Here is a 13,190-nt window from a genome sequence, read left to right on the forward strand (position 1 = left end):
CACAACCACAGGAGGTTCGTTCGATGACTGCTGACACCAATCGCGTGGTGGTCACCGGGCTCGGGGCGACGACGCCGCTCGGCGGGGACGTCGCCTCGACCTGGGCCGCGATGCTGGCCGGGGAGTCGGGCATCCGCGCGATCGAGGAGGAGTGGGCGGCCGGGCTGCCGGTGCGGATCGCCGGGCGGCTGAAGGTGGAGCCGTCCGAGGTGCTGGACCGGGTGCGGGCCCGGCGGATGGACCGCTGCGAACAGGTGGCGCTGGTCGCCGCCCGGCAGGCGTGGGCCGACGCGGGCGCGCCCGAGGTGGACCCGGAACGGCTGGCCGTGGTGATCGGCACCGGGACGGGCGGGGCGACCACCATGCTCGCGCAGGACGACGTACTGGAGGCGTCCGGGGTGCGGAAGGTGTCGCCGCACACCGTGCCGATGCTGATGGCGAACGGTCCGGCGGCCTGGGTCAGCATCGAACTGGGCGCCCGGGCCGGCGCGCACACCCCGGTGAGCGCCTGCGCGTCCGGCGCGGAGGCGATCGCGATGGGCCTGGACCTGATCCGCCTCGGACGGGCGGACGTGGTGGTCGCGGGGGGCGCCGAGGCATGTGTCTGTCCGCTGCCGCTCGCCGGGTTCGCCCAGGCCAAGGCGCACTCCACGCGCAACGACGAGCCCGCGCGGGCGTCCCGGCCGTTCGACGTGGACCGGGACGGCTTCGTGATCGGCGAGGGCGCGGCGGTCGTCGTGCTGGAGCGGGCCGGGTTCGCCGCCGCCCGCCGGGTCCGGGCCCATGCCGCCCTCGCGGGTGCGGCGGTCACCTCGGACGCGTACCACATCACGGCGGCCGCGGCCGAGGGCCAGGTCCGCGCGATGCGGCGGGCGGTGGCCGAGGCCGGTCTCGCCCCGCAGGACATCGCCCTCGTCCACGCCCATGCCACCTCCACCCAGCTGGGCGACCTGGTCGAGGCGGAGTCGGTGACCGAGGCGATCGGCCTCCACCCGGCCGTCACCGCCACCAAGTCGATGACCGGCCACCTCTTCGGCGCGGCCGGTGCGATCGGCGCGCTGGCCGCCGTACTGGCCCTGCGCGACGGCGTCGTCCCGGCCACGCTCAACCTCGAAACCCTCGACCCGGCCGTCAAGTTGGACGTGGTCGCGGGCGCACCGCGGAAGGGTGCCCTGACCGCGGCCCTGACCAACTCCTTCGGTTTCGGCGGGCACAACGCCTCGCTGGTCTTCACACCGGCGCCCTGAGACCGGGGGCCGGGACCGCCTCAGCCGATCAGGGCGGCCGCCTCCTGCCGGGCCTGGCGGAGCCAGGCCGCGCGGGCGGTCCCGGTCGAGTCCGTCACCGTGCGGAAGACGACGCGGCGGATGTCGTCGACGCCGACGTAGGGGAGCACGCAGGCGGCCCAGATGCGGTGCAGCGGGTCGCCGAACTCGCCCAGCTCGCGCGCCTCCGGGGTGTCGGAGGTGTTCAGCACCAGCGCCCGCCCGGCCTTGAGCAGACCGGCCGGTTCGCCGTCCGCCGTGCCCAGCTTGTACGCGACGCCGGGGGCGAGCACCCGCTGGACCCAGCCGGTGAGGACGGCGGGCGGCATGCCCCACCAGTTGGGGTGGACGAGCACCAGCGCGTCGAGCGTGGCCACCTCGGCCCGGTGCAGGGCGAGTTGGGGATCGCGGGGGTCGGCGGCGTCGGCGACCGTCCCGGTCTCCTCGGCGGTCAGCACGGGCTCGAACCCCTCCGCGCACAGGTCGTGCGCCAGTACCTCGCACCCGCGCCCGCGCAGCTCGTCCACCACGGCCTCGTACAGTGCGTGGTTGAAGCTGCCCGGCCGCGGGTGGGCCAGGTAGACCCCGACCCGGCCGATCGTTGCGCTCATGTCCCGTTCCCCCTGGGCGAGATGGATGATCGATGCGAGGTGATGTTAAGGCTTGTCCGGCGGGGGTAGGGTGCCGGATCGTGACCGAGCCGGAGTTCCTGACCACCGCCCGGGCGTTCTACGACGCCATCGCCGCCGACTACGCGGACCGCTACCGCGACGAGCTGGCCGTCAAGCCGCTGGACCGCGCGATGCTGGCGTCCTTCGCCGAGCTGGTGCAGGCGTCCGGCGGCGGCCCGGTGGCCGAACTGGGCTGCGGACCTGGCCGGGTGACGGCGCACCTGGACGGGCTCGGCCTGGAGATCTCCGGCATCGACCTCTCGCCGGGGATGGTCGCGCTGGCCCGCCGCACCCACCCGGGGCTGCGGTTCGAGGTGGGGTCGATGCTCGGTCTGGACCTCGCGGACGGCGCCCTGGCCGGGGCCGTCGCCTGGTTCTCGATCATCCACACCCCGCAGGACCGCCTGCCGGAGGTGTTCGCCGAGTTCCACCGGGTGCTCGCCCCCGGCGGCCATCTGCTGCTCGCCTTCCAGGTCGGCGACGAGCCCCTCCGGGTCGAGCGGCCCTTCGGCCACCCGGTCGCGCTGGACTTCCGCCGCCAGCAGCCCGACCACATCACCGCGTTGGCCCGGACGGCCGGCCTGGAGATCACCGCCCGCCTGGTCCGCGAGCCGGTCGCGGGGGTGGAGAAGACCCCGCAGGCGTACCTGCTGGCCCGGAAGCCCTGACCCGGAAGCCCCGGCCCGGAACCCGCCCGCAGGGGTGTGCGTCCACCAGGGCATGGGGAAGCGTGCGGAGCGGTCGGCCGGGGCCGGCTGCCTGGTGGCGGCGGCCGGGGCGGCGACCGGGTTCGGGGTGTGGTTGTACGGCGCCCGGCCGGGGTTGCGGGGCGGCTTCGAGGGCGAGCGGGACCTGAGCCTGCTGTCCGTGGAGCTCCCGGCGATGGTGCTCGGCGTACCGGCCGTCGCGCTCGCGGTGTGGGCTCTGGCGTCGGCCGCGCTCCGGGGGCGGGCCGTCGCCCCGGTGCTGCTGGCGGCGGTGGCGCTGGCCGCGCTGGCGTACGGTTGCCTGGCGTGGCTGGCGGCCGACTCCCGGCCGCCCGGTCCTGCCGCGGTCGCGCCGGCCGTGCGCGCGGCCCGTCTGCACCCGGTGTTCGCCGGTGGCGTACACGCCACGACGCCGTGGGGGTGTTCCCCGGGGCTGTCGCGCGTCGGGGATCCGGCCGTGCCATGATCCCTGCATGGCTTCCAACGTTTTCTTCGACATCACCATCAACGACGAGCCCGCGGGCCGCATCGTCTTCAAGCTGTACGACGACGTCGTGCCCACCACCGCCAAGAACTTCCGCGAGCTGGCCACCGGCGAGCACGGCTTCGGCTACGCGGGTTCCTCGTTCCACCGCGTCATCCCGGGCTTCATGCTCCAGGGCGGCGACTTCACCCGCGGTGACGGCACCGGCGGCAAGAGCATCTACGGCGAGAAGTTCGCGGACGAGAACTTCAAGCTGAAGCACACCAAGCCGGGCCTGCTGTCCATGGCCAACGCCGGCCGCAACACCAACGGCTCGCAGTTCTTCATCACCACCATCGTGACCGACTGGCTGGACGGCAAGCACGTCGTCTTCGGCGAGGTCGTCGAGGGCCTGGACCTGGTCACGAAGATCGAGTCGCTGGGCTCGCAGAGCGGCAGGACCAAGGCGAAGATCACCATCGCCGAGTCCGGCATCGTCGCCTGAGTACCGCCTCGCGCGCTGCTTTCCGCACCGCCCCGGAGTAGGAAGTCGGCTGGGCCGACCTTCCCCTCCGGGGCGGCGGTGTTTCCACGGCGGTCGGCCCGCTTCCGGGGCCGCCGGACCGGCCGGGCCCGACCCGCGTGCGGACACTATGCTCCTCCAGCGTGACGGACTTACAGCAACTGGCTGCCACCCGCTCGTCCTACGACGGCATCGCCGATGACTATGCCGCGCGCGTGACGACGCTGTTCGCGGAGGACCGGGTGGGCCGCCCGATGCTGGCGGGGTTCGCCGAGCTGGTGGAGGCCTACGGCGGGCAGCCGGTGGCCGACCTCGGGTGCGGTCCCGGCCATGTCACCGCGCACCTGGCCGCGCTCGGTGCGGCCGTGTTCGGGGTGGACCTCTCGCCGAGGATGGTGGAGATAGCCCGCCGGACGTATCCGGACCTGCGGTTCGAGGTGGGCTCGATGACGGCCCTGGACCTCCCCGACGGCGGACTCGGCGGGATCGTGGCCTGGTGGTCGATCGTCCACACGCCGCCGGAGGTCCTGCCGGTGGTGTTCGCGGAGTTCCGCCGGGTCCTGGCGGTGGGCGGCCACCTGCTGGTGGGGTTCCACGTCGGTGACGAGCACCTGCGCCCGGAGCGCTCGTTCGGCCGGGCGGTGTCCTACGACGTCTACCTGTCGCAGCCCGATCGCCTTGCCGAACTGCTGGGCGAGGCCGGGATCGCCGTCACCGCGCGGCTGGTGTGCGAGGGGCGGAAGTGGCCGCAGGCGGTGCTGCTGGGGCAGAAGTCCGCTGCGGCGCGCCACGGTTGAGCGGCGACTGAGCGGCGTCGAAGGTCAGCCGTCGAGGAGCGCCTGGCGGACGGCGGGCTCGACGAGTTCGGCGATCGCGCACTGGCCCTGCTCGTTGGGGTGGAAGAACGTCTGCCGCCGGCCCGGGGCGAGGCCGGCGCAGGACGCGGCCGGCCAGTCGCTCCCGGGGGCCGCGGTGCCGCAGAACCCCTCCAGCCACTTCACCTCGGCGGCCCGGCAGGCGTCGTGGCCCCGGCTCGCGGTGTCGGTGTCGACGAAGCGGTCGCCGAAGTAGCCGGAGACGGCCCGGATGGTGCTGTTGAGGCGCTGCTCCAGCTCCCGCAGCCAGGGGATGTCCGCCCGCGCGAGGGTGGACGTCCCGGTGGGGTCCCCGTAGCCGCACTCACCGGGGTCGGCGGGCAGCAGGGACGGGTAGCCGATCGTGATCACCTTGGCGTTCGGGGCCTTGCGGTGGACGTCGCCGAGCATGGTGACGTAGTCGTCCTCGATCCGGTCGAGGCGGTCCGCGACGCTCTTCACGCCCGCGGGCGGGTTCTCGTAGTAGTCCCGGCAGGGCTGCCCCCGGCCGTCGGCGGCGCCGAGCGCGAGACATCGGGTGATCAGCTCGCCGAACGGCAGGCTGTTCCCGCCGACCCCGACGGTGACGACGTCGGTCCGGTCGTCGATCCCGGCCCGCTCGATCTGCGGTGGCACCTGCGGCCAGCCGCCGGCCGGCTCCGCCGGGTCGTCCACACCGGCGCCCCGGCCGATCGGGGTCTGCGGTTCCCTGGTGAGGTGCGGGATCGCCGCGTTGCCGCAGCTGACGTCGCGGAGCTCCACGAACAGCCCTTCAGGGGGGTACGCGTGGAGCCGCCGGTTGACCACGTCCGGGTAGGAGCCCGGGGTCCGCTCGCATCCGTCGGGGTGGTCGTCGCGCCGCCCGGTGAAGAGGCCGGCGGTGTAGGAGTCGCCCAGCGCCACCCAGGTGTAGTGGTCCCCGCCACGCACCGCCGCGGTGGCGGGTACGGCCGTGGGCGCGGCCAGCGCCAGCGCCGCGGCGGCCGGCCAGAACCTCTTGCCTCGCATGCTGTCCCTTCCTGCCGAGGCGGCGCACGGGAGTGCGGTCACGCCGTCGTGCCCGGCGGTCGCGTGGCGACGCGGAACCGTCACCACGGGTGCACGGTACGTGACGGCAGGTGCCTCCGCCGCGCGCCGGAAGGGGGCCCCGGCGAGGCCTCGCCGTTCTGCTCAGGACCAAAGGGGTGAAGGGGTTCACCCTTTCGGCGTTTCGTCTGCGAATCACCGCGTCGGCGGCGTGTAGCTTCCGTGCCGACGCGGCTGCCGCACAACCGTCCTGTCGCGTCGTCAACTCCCCGTCGAGAGGACGCAGTAGATGCGACGCAACGCCCTGGCCGCCTGTTCCCTGGCGGCCGCCCTGCTGGTCACCGGGGCGGCCGCCACCGAGAGCGCGGCCGCGACGGCCATGGTCGACCCGGCACCCCAGGACTGCCCGAGGGAGGCCGACCGGCCGACGCCGGACGATCTCAAGAAGTACTACTGCGGTTTCAAGGAGTTGGGCCCCGCGACCCTGCCCGCCGGGCAGCCGGTCGCGGCGCTGCTCAAGGACTACCGGCGTTTCGGGGGGTTGACGCCCGACGACTTCCTGAAGTGGTACCGGGAGGGCCTGAACTGGAAGTACCCGGCCAACAACGGCTTCAGGGACGACGGAGACAAGTTCGACGAGACCGTGGTCTCGCTCCCCACGGGCAAGCTGCTCGATCGCTTCGGTGAGAACTCCGGCGGGTTCCTGGCCGACGCGGGGACCTCCTTCGCGCAGCGGTCGCTGACACCGCAGAGCCTCGACTACGAGGTCGACCAGAAGCCGACGAGCGGGTACCACTGCTTCTCGGTGCTGAATCCGTTCAGCGTCCAGGAGGGGCACATCGCGGCGGCGTACGCCCAGCCGGGCAACGGCGTCCAGCAGTGGCTGGACCCGGCCTTGACGCCGAAGGAGCTGAAGGACGCGGGCGAGAAGTTCAGCCCCGAGAACCTCATCAAGCATCACTACCTGCAGGAGGAGAAGCCCGAGACGTGCGCGGCCACCGGCTGAGGCCGGATCGCGGGCGGCCGGCCGGGGCGGGCGGGCTCAGCAGCTCTCCTCGACGTAGAGGAGCGTCCGGCCGTCCCCGGAGGCGAACTCGTACGGGCGGTAGCTCGGCGTACAGGTGGCACCGAGCAGGTTCTTGATCGCGTGCCAGGTCGTGGCCCGGCCGGTGGAAGGCACATGGCGGAAGTGCCCTCCACCGCCCTCTCCGATGATCATCTCGTCGGCCTGAAGTGCCAGACGCTTGGCGAGATTCCGCTGGAGCGGGCCGCGGACCTTCCGCCACCGCTGACCGGTGTCGTCGACGAACTCCTCACGACCGGCGGGGGACGGGATGCCCCTGCCGTACGAGTCCCGGGCCGGCGGCAGGGCGGCCATCATCTCTGCCAGTGTCGTGGTCTGTGAACGCTTCTCGGACATGGCCCAAGCCTCTCAGGAGACGGAAGCCGGGTCCGGGCCGGACGGCCGGGCAGGGTGGACGCGGGTGGCGTGCCAGGTGCTGTTGCGGCCGGCGGCCTCGCGGTAGGCGATGCGCTGGACGGCGGTGAGGAGGCGGTAGAGGGAGAGGACGGCATCGGACTCGTCGGCCTCGTAGCCGAGTTCGTGGATGAAGGCTTCGAGCTGGGGCCAGTCGAAGTCGTCGGGGGCCGGGGGGAGCAGGGCGGGGAGGAGATGGCGGTCGGTGTGCGCGGTGAAGGCGGTGGCCACGGCGTAGCGGGTGGCGGCTAGCGCGTTGGTGAGCAGCAGGTCGAGGGGCGGGGCTGGGGTGTCTGACACGACGGGCTGCGCCTTTCCGAGGAGGGGCGGGGTCTCCCGTGGGGCCCTCACCGGTTCGGTGCGGCCCCCGCGGGTGGTGTGCAGGGTAGGTGGTGGAACCGGGCTGGTGGGCGAATCCGCTGGTCGTGGGTGTGCCGGTGTGTTGATGCGTTCACCCCGAGGGGTCGGATCGGCAGGTTCGGGTCCGAACCGTTCTGGTGGCCGATCCATACCCGTTGGCGTGCGGCGGACACGGCGATTCCGGGTTTCTTGTGCGGCGCGCCGGTGGGCGGTGACGCCCGTGCGCCCCCGTGATCGGCAACGCTGCGGGAGCCGCCCCGGTCGCGTGCCACCCATCGGCTTCCGGGCACAATGGGTGGCACGGGGCTGCCGTCGAAGCACGGTGCCACAAGGGGGAGTTGACATGCAGAGTACGAACGCCGGCCTCGTTCTGGCCGTGCCGGTCGTCGGGCCTGGGGGTGCAGAACTTCCTCGTGCGCGGGCGGGCCGCCGCGCTGTGACCCCGGCCCGACGTGGCCCGGCCGCGCGGCCGGCCGGTCGGGCGGTCAGCCGGACGCGCGGACCAGGAGGCGGGGGCGGGGGCCGGTGACCGACGGGCCGCCCGGGCCCTGCAGCAGGTGCTCGATCGCGGTGGCGACGGCGGCGGCGGTGTCGGTGGGGTCGTAGTACGTCGTGGTCAGTGCGGGCCGGAGCGCCGCGCCGAGCGGCAGGTTGCCCGAGCCGACCACGGCGATGTCGCCGGGGACGTCGAGCCCGGCGTCCCTGAGTTCCTGGATCAGCACCAGGGCGAACTCGTCGTTGTACGCGTAGACGGCGTCCGGGCGCAGGGCCGGATCGCGCCAGGCGGCCGCCGCGGCGGCGAGGGCTCCGTCGTCCAGCTCGCAGTCGACCCGCTGGACCGGCACGCCCGCGGCTCCGGCGGCCGCGGTGACGGCCTCGAAGCGGGCGCGGCCGACGGCGGCGATGTCGCCCCCGGGCACGAGGCAGGCGAGGCGGCGGCGGCCGCTGTCGATCAGGTGACGGGTGGCCAGCTCGGCGACGGCGGCGCCGGCCACCACCAGCGTCGGCGCGTACGGCAGTGCGCGCGGGCCGGTCAGCAGGACGGCGTCCACTCCGGCGCGGCGCAGGAACGCGGCGGCCTCGGGCGGGCAGCGGTCCGCGTCCGCGACGACGGCGGCCGGGCGCAGCTGGGCCCAGGCCCTGGCGCCGTCCACGCCTTCGGCCCTCCGGTCGCCGTGGAGCAGGAGGTTCAGGCCGCGCCGGGAGAGTTCCTGGCTGAGCGCCTCGAAGTACCGGTGCCGGGTCGGCCCCATGGGCAGCCGGGGCATCGGGGCCAGCACCAGATCGCTGCGGCCGGAGCGGAGCGTGCGCGCGGTGCTGTGGGGGGTGTAGCCGAGTTCCCGTACGGCCGCCAGGACGCGCAGGCGGGCCTGCTCCCCGATCGGGCGCTCGGAGCGGCCGTTGAGAACGTACGAGACCGTGGCCCGGGAGACGCCGGCGAGCCGGGCCACGTCCGCGCTGGTGGGCCGCCGTCCGCCCCGGGGGGTTTCGTGGTCGGCGGTGTCGTACGCGGTCATGCGCGCACCCTAGCCGATGCTGCGGCACGTGTCACCCGAACAGTTGGTGAACGGGCGTGGGTGCCGGAAAACACCAGGTGAAAGCTGGCTGAGGGGCTTTGCCGGTGTCGTTGACACGTGTCACCTTGGCGGTGCACTCCGGCGGTGACACGTGTCAACGCCGACCACCCCAGCACCAAGGAACGGCCCATGGACCAGCGCCCGAACTTCGTGATCTTCATGCCGGACCAGCTGCGCGCCGACGCCCTCGGCACCTTCGGCAACCCCCTCGTCCGCACCCCGCACCTGGACGCGCTCGCCGCCCGCGGCACCCGCTTCGACAACGCCTACGTCCAGCACCCGGTCTGCTCCCCGAGCCGGGCCTCCCTGCTCACCGGCTGGTACCCGCACACGGCCGGCCACCGCACCCTCACCCACCTGCTCAAGCCGCACGAGCCCAACCTGCTGCGCATCCTCAAGGACGCCGGCTACCACCTCGCCTTCGCCGGCGCGCGCGGCGACACCTTCGCACCCGGGGTGGCCGAGGAGAGCGTCCACGAGTACGGCTTCGCCGCCCCGCCGACCTCCGACTACCGCCGCCCCTACCCCGACGGCATCTGGTCCCGGCTGTTCTACAAGGGCCGGCTGCCCGACGACGACGGCACCGACTTCGACGAGGCGGCGGTGTGCACCGCCGAGGAGTGGCTGCGGGAGCCGCCCGCCCGGCCCTGGGTGCTCTTCCTCCCGCTGGTCGCGCCGCACTGCCCGTTCCAGGCGCAGGATCCCTGGTTCTCCCAGTACGGCCGCGACGCCGTCCCCGACCCGGTGCCGCCGGGCGACCCGGCCGGCGAGCCCCGTTACATGCGGGCGATCCGTGAGAGCTACGGGCTCGACCGGGTGGAACCGGAGCAGTGGCGGGAGGTGACCGCCACGTACTACGGCATGGTCTCGCGCCTCGACCACCACCTCGGCCGGGTGATGTCCGCCGTCGAGCGGGCCGGCGCCGCCGACCGCACCGTCACGCTCTTCTTCGCCGACCATGGCGAGTACTTGGGCGACTACGGCCTGATCGAGAAGTTCCCGTCCGCGATGCACGACTGCATCACCCGGGACCCGCTGGTCATCAGCGGCCCCGGCCTCGGCCTCGGCGAGGGCCAGGTCTGCGACGGGATGGTGGAGCTGGTGGACATCCTGCCCACCGTCCTCGAACTGGCCGGAGTGCAGGCCCCGCACCGTCACTTCGGGCGCAGCCTGGTACCGCTGCTGCACGATTCGGCGGCGCCGCACCGCCAGTACGCCTTCACCGAGGGCGGTTTCACCGTCGAGGAGGAACCGCAGCTGGAGCAGGCGCCGTTCCCCTACGACCGGAAGGCCGCACTGCAGCACGAGGACCCGGCGCTGGTCGGCAAGGCGATCGCGGTACGGGACCAGGAGTGGACCTACGTCTGGCGCCTGTACGAGCAGCCCGAGCTCTACCACCGCGCCACCGATCCGCACGAGCGCACCAACCTCGCCGGCCGCCCGCAGCACGCCGGTACCGAGGCCCGCCTGCGCGAGGCCGTCCTGCGCTGGTCGGTCGAAACGGCCGACGTGATCCCCTACGAGCCCGACCCGCGCCGGGCCGACGTCGCGCTCCCCGCCCCGGGGGCGACCCGGGCGCAGCCGTAGAGGTCAGCTGGTCGCGACGGCCGTGGCGGCGTCGTTCTGCCAGTACCCGAGGCGGACGTTCTCGAAGTCGACGGTGAGCTTCCCGCCGGGGGCGGCGACCTTGGCGGGGGCGCCGGAGGTGCCGGCGTCGGGGTCGGCGCCCTGGAGGTGGACGCCGAAGGAGGTGACGGACTCCCCCTTGTTGGCGGAGGCGGCGCTGGAGGTCTGGATGCTCGCGTAGCCGGTGGCGCCGGGCTGGAGGCGGACGAGGGACTGCGGCTTGCTCTCCTCGTTCACCGGGGAGACGGCCTGCTGGTCCTCGCTGAAGCGGATCACGGGGTAGCCGTACAGGTCGCAGCTGGTGCTTGAGGTGTTGGTGACTTCGAGCATGAAGTGGTTGATCGGCCGGGCCATGGTCTTCGCGGTGAGCTTGACCATGGCGGTGGTGCACGCCGGTGCGGTCCCGTTGCCGGCCTTGTCGGAGGCCGCCGTGGTGGGGGCGGCGGACGGCTTCTTCGTCCCGCTCGGTGTGGCGGGCTTGCCGGTGCCGGCACTCGGGGCGGGGGTGCCGGTGTCCGGCGCCGCCCCGGCGGGGGCGCTGCCGGCGCCGGCCGCCGCGGCCGTTGTCACGCCGGTGTCCGAGGGGGAGTTGTCGGGCCCGCAGGCGGCCAGGGTCAGGACGCAGGCGGCGGTGAGCGTGAGGGCTGCGGAGCGGGCGCCGCGGAGGCGGAAGGACATGCTGGTCATCCCCTGAAGTCTGGCCGGACGGTGGCGATTGAAAGGCTGTCAGCCATTTGTCACGGCTCTGTTCCGGAGCTCCGTCCGATGTGCCACAAGGGGGTGTGCCCGTCCGCAGGGCGTCCCTGCCCGGCGTGCGACCGTGGTCACCTCCCGATCAGGCCGGGGCAGGGGTCCCCATGAACGTGATGTTCACCGGCCAGGAGAAGTAGCCGACCACTTCTTCCCGGCCTTTGACGACCTGGAAGTGGAACTCGAAGTCACCGCTGCCGATCCCGGCGACCCGCATTCCCCAGGCATGGCCTTTCACGATATCTGTGTCGAATTCTCCGTTCTCCCCGTCGCCGCTTTGCGGGTGCGGCTGGCGAACCAGGTACACCAGAGGGTCGAACCCGTCGACAAGTTCGCTGTCGCCGATGCATCGGTACATCAGGGCGCTGTATTCTTCGTCGAACGGAAGTGCGGTCTCACGCCACCTGGCAAAACTGCCGGGCGGTACGCCGATGTAGAGCTCTCCTTCGGAGAGGCGGGTGAATTCGACCCCAGGGCTCACCGTGTGGACGTACCCGGGGGCCACTCTCGTCGGATATTCGGCATCGCGGGAATGTTCCTCATTCGTATCGAGGATCGCACGAGTGTCGAACATGGCGAGAATGTCGATAATTTTTTTTGGCTCCACGGATCCTCCTGCTTTCGCTGGCATTCCACGCTCACGTTCTTGGGCGCCGGTTTTCTGCGGGCGGACCGACGGCTCCGGTAGGCCGCCCGGCCCGGCCGGACGAGCCGGCCGGGCCGGGCGGAGGGCTCACTTCTCGATGTGGAGGTAGGGGTCCCAGGTGAAGTAACCCACCGGCTTCCCCTTCTTGTCGATGAGCTGGAAGTAGAAGTGGTAGTTGCCCTCGCCGCTGGCTTTCACGTTGGCGTACCAGTAGTGACCCGTCACCGTCTGGGGGTCGAAGTGGGCCGAGTCCTGCGGGGTCGGGGTCGGGAAGGGAAGGTTGGCCTCGGTCGACGTGGGTTCGGGCTTGCTGAGGAGCTTGCTGTCACCTTCGTACTGGTAGAGCAGGACGCTGTACTCGGAGTCGAACGAGTAGGTCGTCTCGCGCCACCGGATCAGGTCGCCCACCTCTGCGCTGATGTCCAGCTTGGCGCCGGTCTGGCCGGAATAGACGTTCTTCGTCTTGACCATCATGTAGACGTACTTGTCGGCCTCGTCGATCGGCGTCGGGTCGGACGACTTCTGAGACGGGTTCGGGTAGTCCTTGATGATGTCATCGGCATTGAACGCGATCAGCACATTGATGATTTCGGACATTGCTGCCATCCTCTTGTGTCCGTGGGGGTCAGAACTTTGCGGCAGACCGAAGGGCATGACTCAGTCCGCTCGAAGATCACACTATTCATGGCCTCGGAAGCTGCTCGGCGAGTGCCGTTTCTTATGGCTCTTCGAGTCGTTTGAGCAGGGCGTGGTGAGTCTCGTTGCACGCCTGGTCCCCGATGAGCTGTGGGAATCGTTCGTGAAGGTAGTACCTCCGGTGGAGGTGGCCCGGCCGCAGGGCGGCGGCCGACGCAGGGCCGGGGACCGTGAAGTGCTGGCCGGGATCGTCTTCGTGGTCACGGCGAACTGCACGTGGCGGGAGCTGCCCCCGGTCTTCGGCCCGCACTGGCAGACGGTCTACCGGCGCTTCAACCAGTGGAGCCGGGCGGGAGTCTGGGGGCGGTTGCACCTCGTCACGCAGCAGGGGCCGGGGGAGTCCGAGGAACTGGACTGGGTTCGCTTCGTTGTCGGCGCGCTGCACCGTTGTCGGATCCCCGGAGCGTCCGACGAAACCGAACCCGGTCAAGCGGGGCGGGACCGAGACGGCGGTTCAGGGACAACGGCACCGCGGCGGCCCTGACCGCCGGGCTGTCCCGCCCACTTCGGCCCTCGGGCGGTCCACACACCAAAAGAAACAGAGACGGA

At 72.1% G+C, this 13,190-nt stretch carries 16 protein-coding genes; 8 read left to right on the forward strand and 8 right to left on the reverse strand.

All coding sequences use genetic code 11. The annotated features are described in order from the left end of the window. The first annotated feature begins 23 nt into the window (after positions 1–23). Complete coding sequence (locus ACIP82_RS12260; RefSeq protein ID WP_400653224.1) at positions 24–1,247, forward strand: beta-ketoacyl-[acyl-carrier-protein] synthase family protein; 1,224 nt, start codon at positions 24–26, stop codon at positions 1,245–1,247. 20 nt (positions 1,248–1,267) lie between these two features. On the opposite strand, the gene ACIP82_RS12265 is transcribed toward ACIP82_RS12260, so the two are convergent. Continuing rightward, on the reverse strand, positions 1,268–1,876 hold the full coding sequence (locus ACIP82_RS12265; protein ID WP_363605725.1) for an NAD(P)H-dependent oxidoreductase: 609 nt from the start codon (positions 1,874–1,876) through the stop codon (positions 1,268–1,270). Between the two features lie 80 nt (positions 1,877–1,956). Between ACIP82_RS12265 and ACIP82_RS12270 the strand changes: the two genes are divergently transcribed. The 4 genes from ACIP82_RS12270 (at position 1,957) to ACIP82_RS12285 (ending at position 4,426) form a co-directional block, all read left to right on the forward strand. Further along, positions 1,957–2,604 carry a class I SAM-dependent DNA methyltransferase gene (locus tag ACIP82_RS12270; protein WP_400653226.1) on the forward strand — a complete coding sequence of 216 codons (648 nt, stop codon included), beginning with the start codon at positions 1,957–1,959 and terminating at the stop codon, positions 2,602–2,604. A 52-nt stretch (positions 2,605–2,656) separates the two neighbouring features. Continuing rightward, positions 2,657–3,109 carry a hypothetical protein gene (locus ACIP82_RS12275; RefSeq protein WP_400653228.1) on the forward strand — a complete coding sequence of 151 codons (453 nt, stop codon included), beginning with the start codon at positions 2,657–2,659 and terminating at the stop codon, positions 3,107–3,109. A gap of 7 nt (positions 3,110–3,116) precedes the next feature. Further along, on the forward strand, positions 3,117–3,611 hold the full coding sequence (locus ACIP82_RS12280; RefSeq protein WP_363605731.1) for a peptidylprolyl isomerase: 495 nt from the start codon (positions 3,117–3,119) through the stop codon (positions 3,609–3,611). Between the two features lie 161 nt (positions 3,612–3,772). After that, a complete protein-coding gene (locus tag ACIP82_RS12285) occupies positions 3,773–4,426 on the forward strand; it encodes a class I SAM-dependent methyltransferase (protein ID WP_363605733.1) in 654 nt (217 codons plus the stop codon). A 24-nt stretch (positions 4,427–4,450) separates the two neighbouring features. Here ACIP82_RS12285 and ACIP82_RS12290 read toward each other — a convergent pair whose 3' ends face one another. Beyond that, a complete protein-coding gene (locus tag ACIP82_RS12290) occupies positions 4,451–5,491 on the reverse strand; it encodes an SGNH/GDSL hydrolase family protein (protein WP_363605735.1) in 1,041 nt (346 codons plus the stop codon). Positions 5,492–5,798: 307 nt separating this feature from the next. On the opposite strand from ACIP82_RS12290, the gene ACIP82_RS12295 reads away from it, so the two are divergent. Next, positions 5,799–6,515, forward strand: coding sequence for a TNT domain-containing protein (locus ACIP82_RS12295; RefSeq protein ID WP_363605737.1), 717 nt, complete (start codon positions 5,799–5,801; stop codon positions 6,513–6,515). Between the two features lie 36 nt (positions 6,516–6,551). On the opposite strand, the gene ACIP82_RS12300 is transcribed toward ACIP82_RS12295, so the two are convergent. The 3 genes from ACIP82_RS12300 to ACIP82_RS12310 form a co-directional block, all read right to left on the reverse strand. Next, positions 6,552–6,929 (reverse strand): hypothetical protein, encoded by a 378-nt coding sequence (locus tag ACIP82_RS12300; protein WP_363605739.1) that lies wholly within the window; start codon positions 6,927–6,929, stop codon positions 6,552–6,554. A 12-nt stretch (positions 6,930–6,941) separates the two neighbouring features. After that, complete coding sequence (locus tag ACIP82_RS12305) at positions 6,942–7,286, reverse strand: hypothetical protein (protein ID WP_363605741.1); 345 nt, start codon at positions 7,284–7,286, stop codon at positions 6,942–6,944. Positions 7,287–7,831: 545 nt separating this feature from the next. Beyond that, on the reverse strand, positions 7,832–8,863 hold the full coding sequence (locus tag ACIP82_RS12310; RefSeq protein ID WP_400653232.1) for a LacI family DNA-binding transcriptional regulator: 1,032 nt from the start codon (positions 8,861–8,863) through the stop codon (positions 7,832–7,834). A gap of 189 nt (positions 8,864–9,052) precedes the next feature. On the opposite strand from ACIP82_RS12310, the gene ACIP82_RS12315 reads away from it, so the two are divergent. Then, positions 9,053–10,510, forward strand: a complete 1,458-nt coding sequence (locus ACIP82_RS12315) for a sulfatase-like hydrolase/transferase (protein ID WP_400653234.1) — start codon at positions 9,053–9,055, stop codon at positions 10,508–10,510. Positions 10,511–10,513: 3 nt separating this feature from the next. Here ACIP82_RS12315 and ACIP82_RS12320 read toward each other — a convergent pair whose 3' ends face one another. The 3 genes from ACIP82_RS12320 to ACIP82_RS12330 form a co-directional block, all read right to left on the reverse strand. Further along, the gene (locus tag ACIP82_RS12320) at positions 10,514–11,236 is read right to left on the reverse strand and encodes a DUF4232 domain-containing protein (RefSeq protein WP_363605747.1); all 723 of its coding nucleotides are present in this window, start codon (positions 11,234–11,236) and stop codon (positions 10,514–10,516) included. 148 nt (positions 11,237–11,384) lie between these two features. After that, positions 11,385–11,906 (reverse strand): AidA/PixA family protein, encoded by a 522-nt coding sequence (locus ACIP82_RS12325; RefSeq protein ID WP_363605749.1) that lies wholly within the window; start codon positions 11,904–11,906, stop codon positions 11,385–11,387. 126 nt (positions 11,907–12,032) lie between these two features. Further along, the gene (locus ACIP82_RS12330) at positions 12,033–12,542 is read right to left on the reverse strand and encodes an inclusion body family protein (RefSeq protein WP_363605751.1); all 510 of its coding nucleotides are present in this window, start codon (positions 12,540–12,542) and stop codon (positions 12,033–12,035) included. A 55-nt stretch (positions 12,543–12,597) separates the two neighbouring features. Here ACIP82_RS12330 and ACIP82_RS12335 point away from each other — a divergent pair, with 55 nt between their 5' ends. Beyond that, positions 12,598–13,125 (forward strand): transposase, encoded by a 528-nt coding sequence (locus ACIP82_RS12335; RefSeq protein WP_400653237.1) that lies wholly within the window; start codon positions 12,598–12,600, stop codon positions 13,123–13,125. The last annotated feature ends 65 nt before the right edge of the window (positions 13,126–13,190 follow it).

The organism is Kitasatospora sp. NPDC088548 (assembly GCF_044753005.1).
Lineage (GTDB): Bacteria > Actinomycetota > Actinomycetes > Streptomycetales > Streptomycetaceae > Kitasatospora.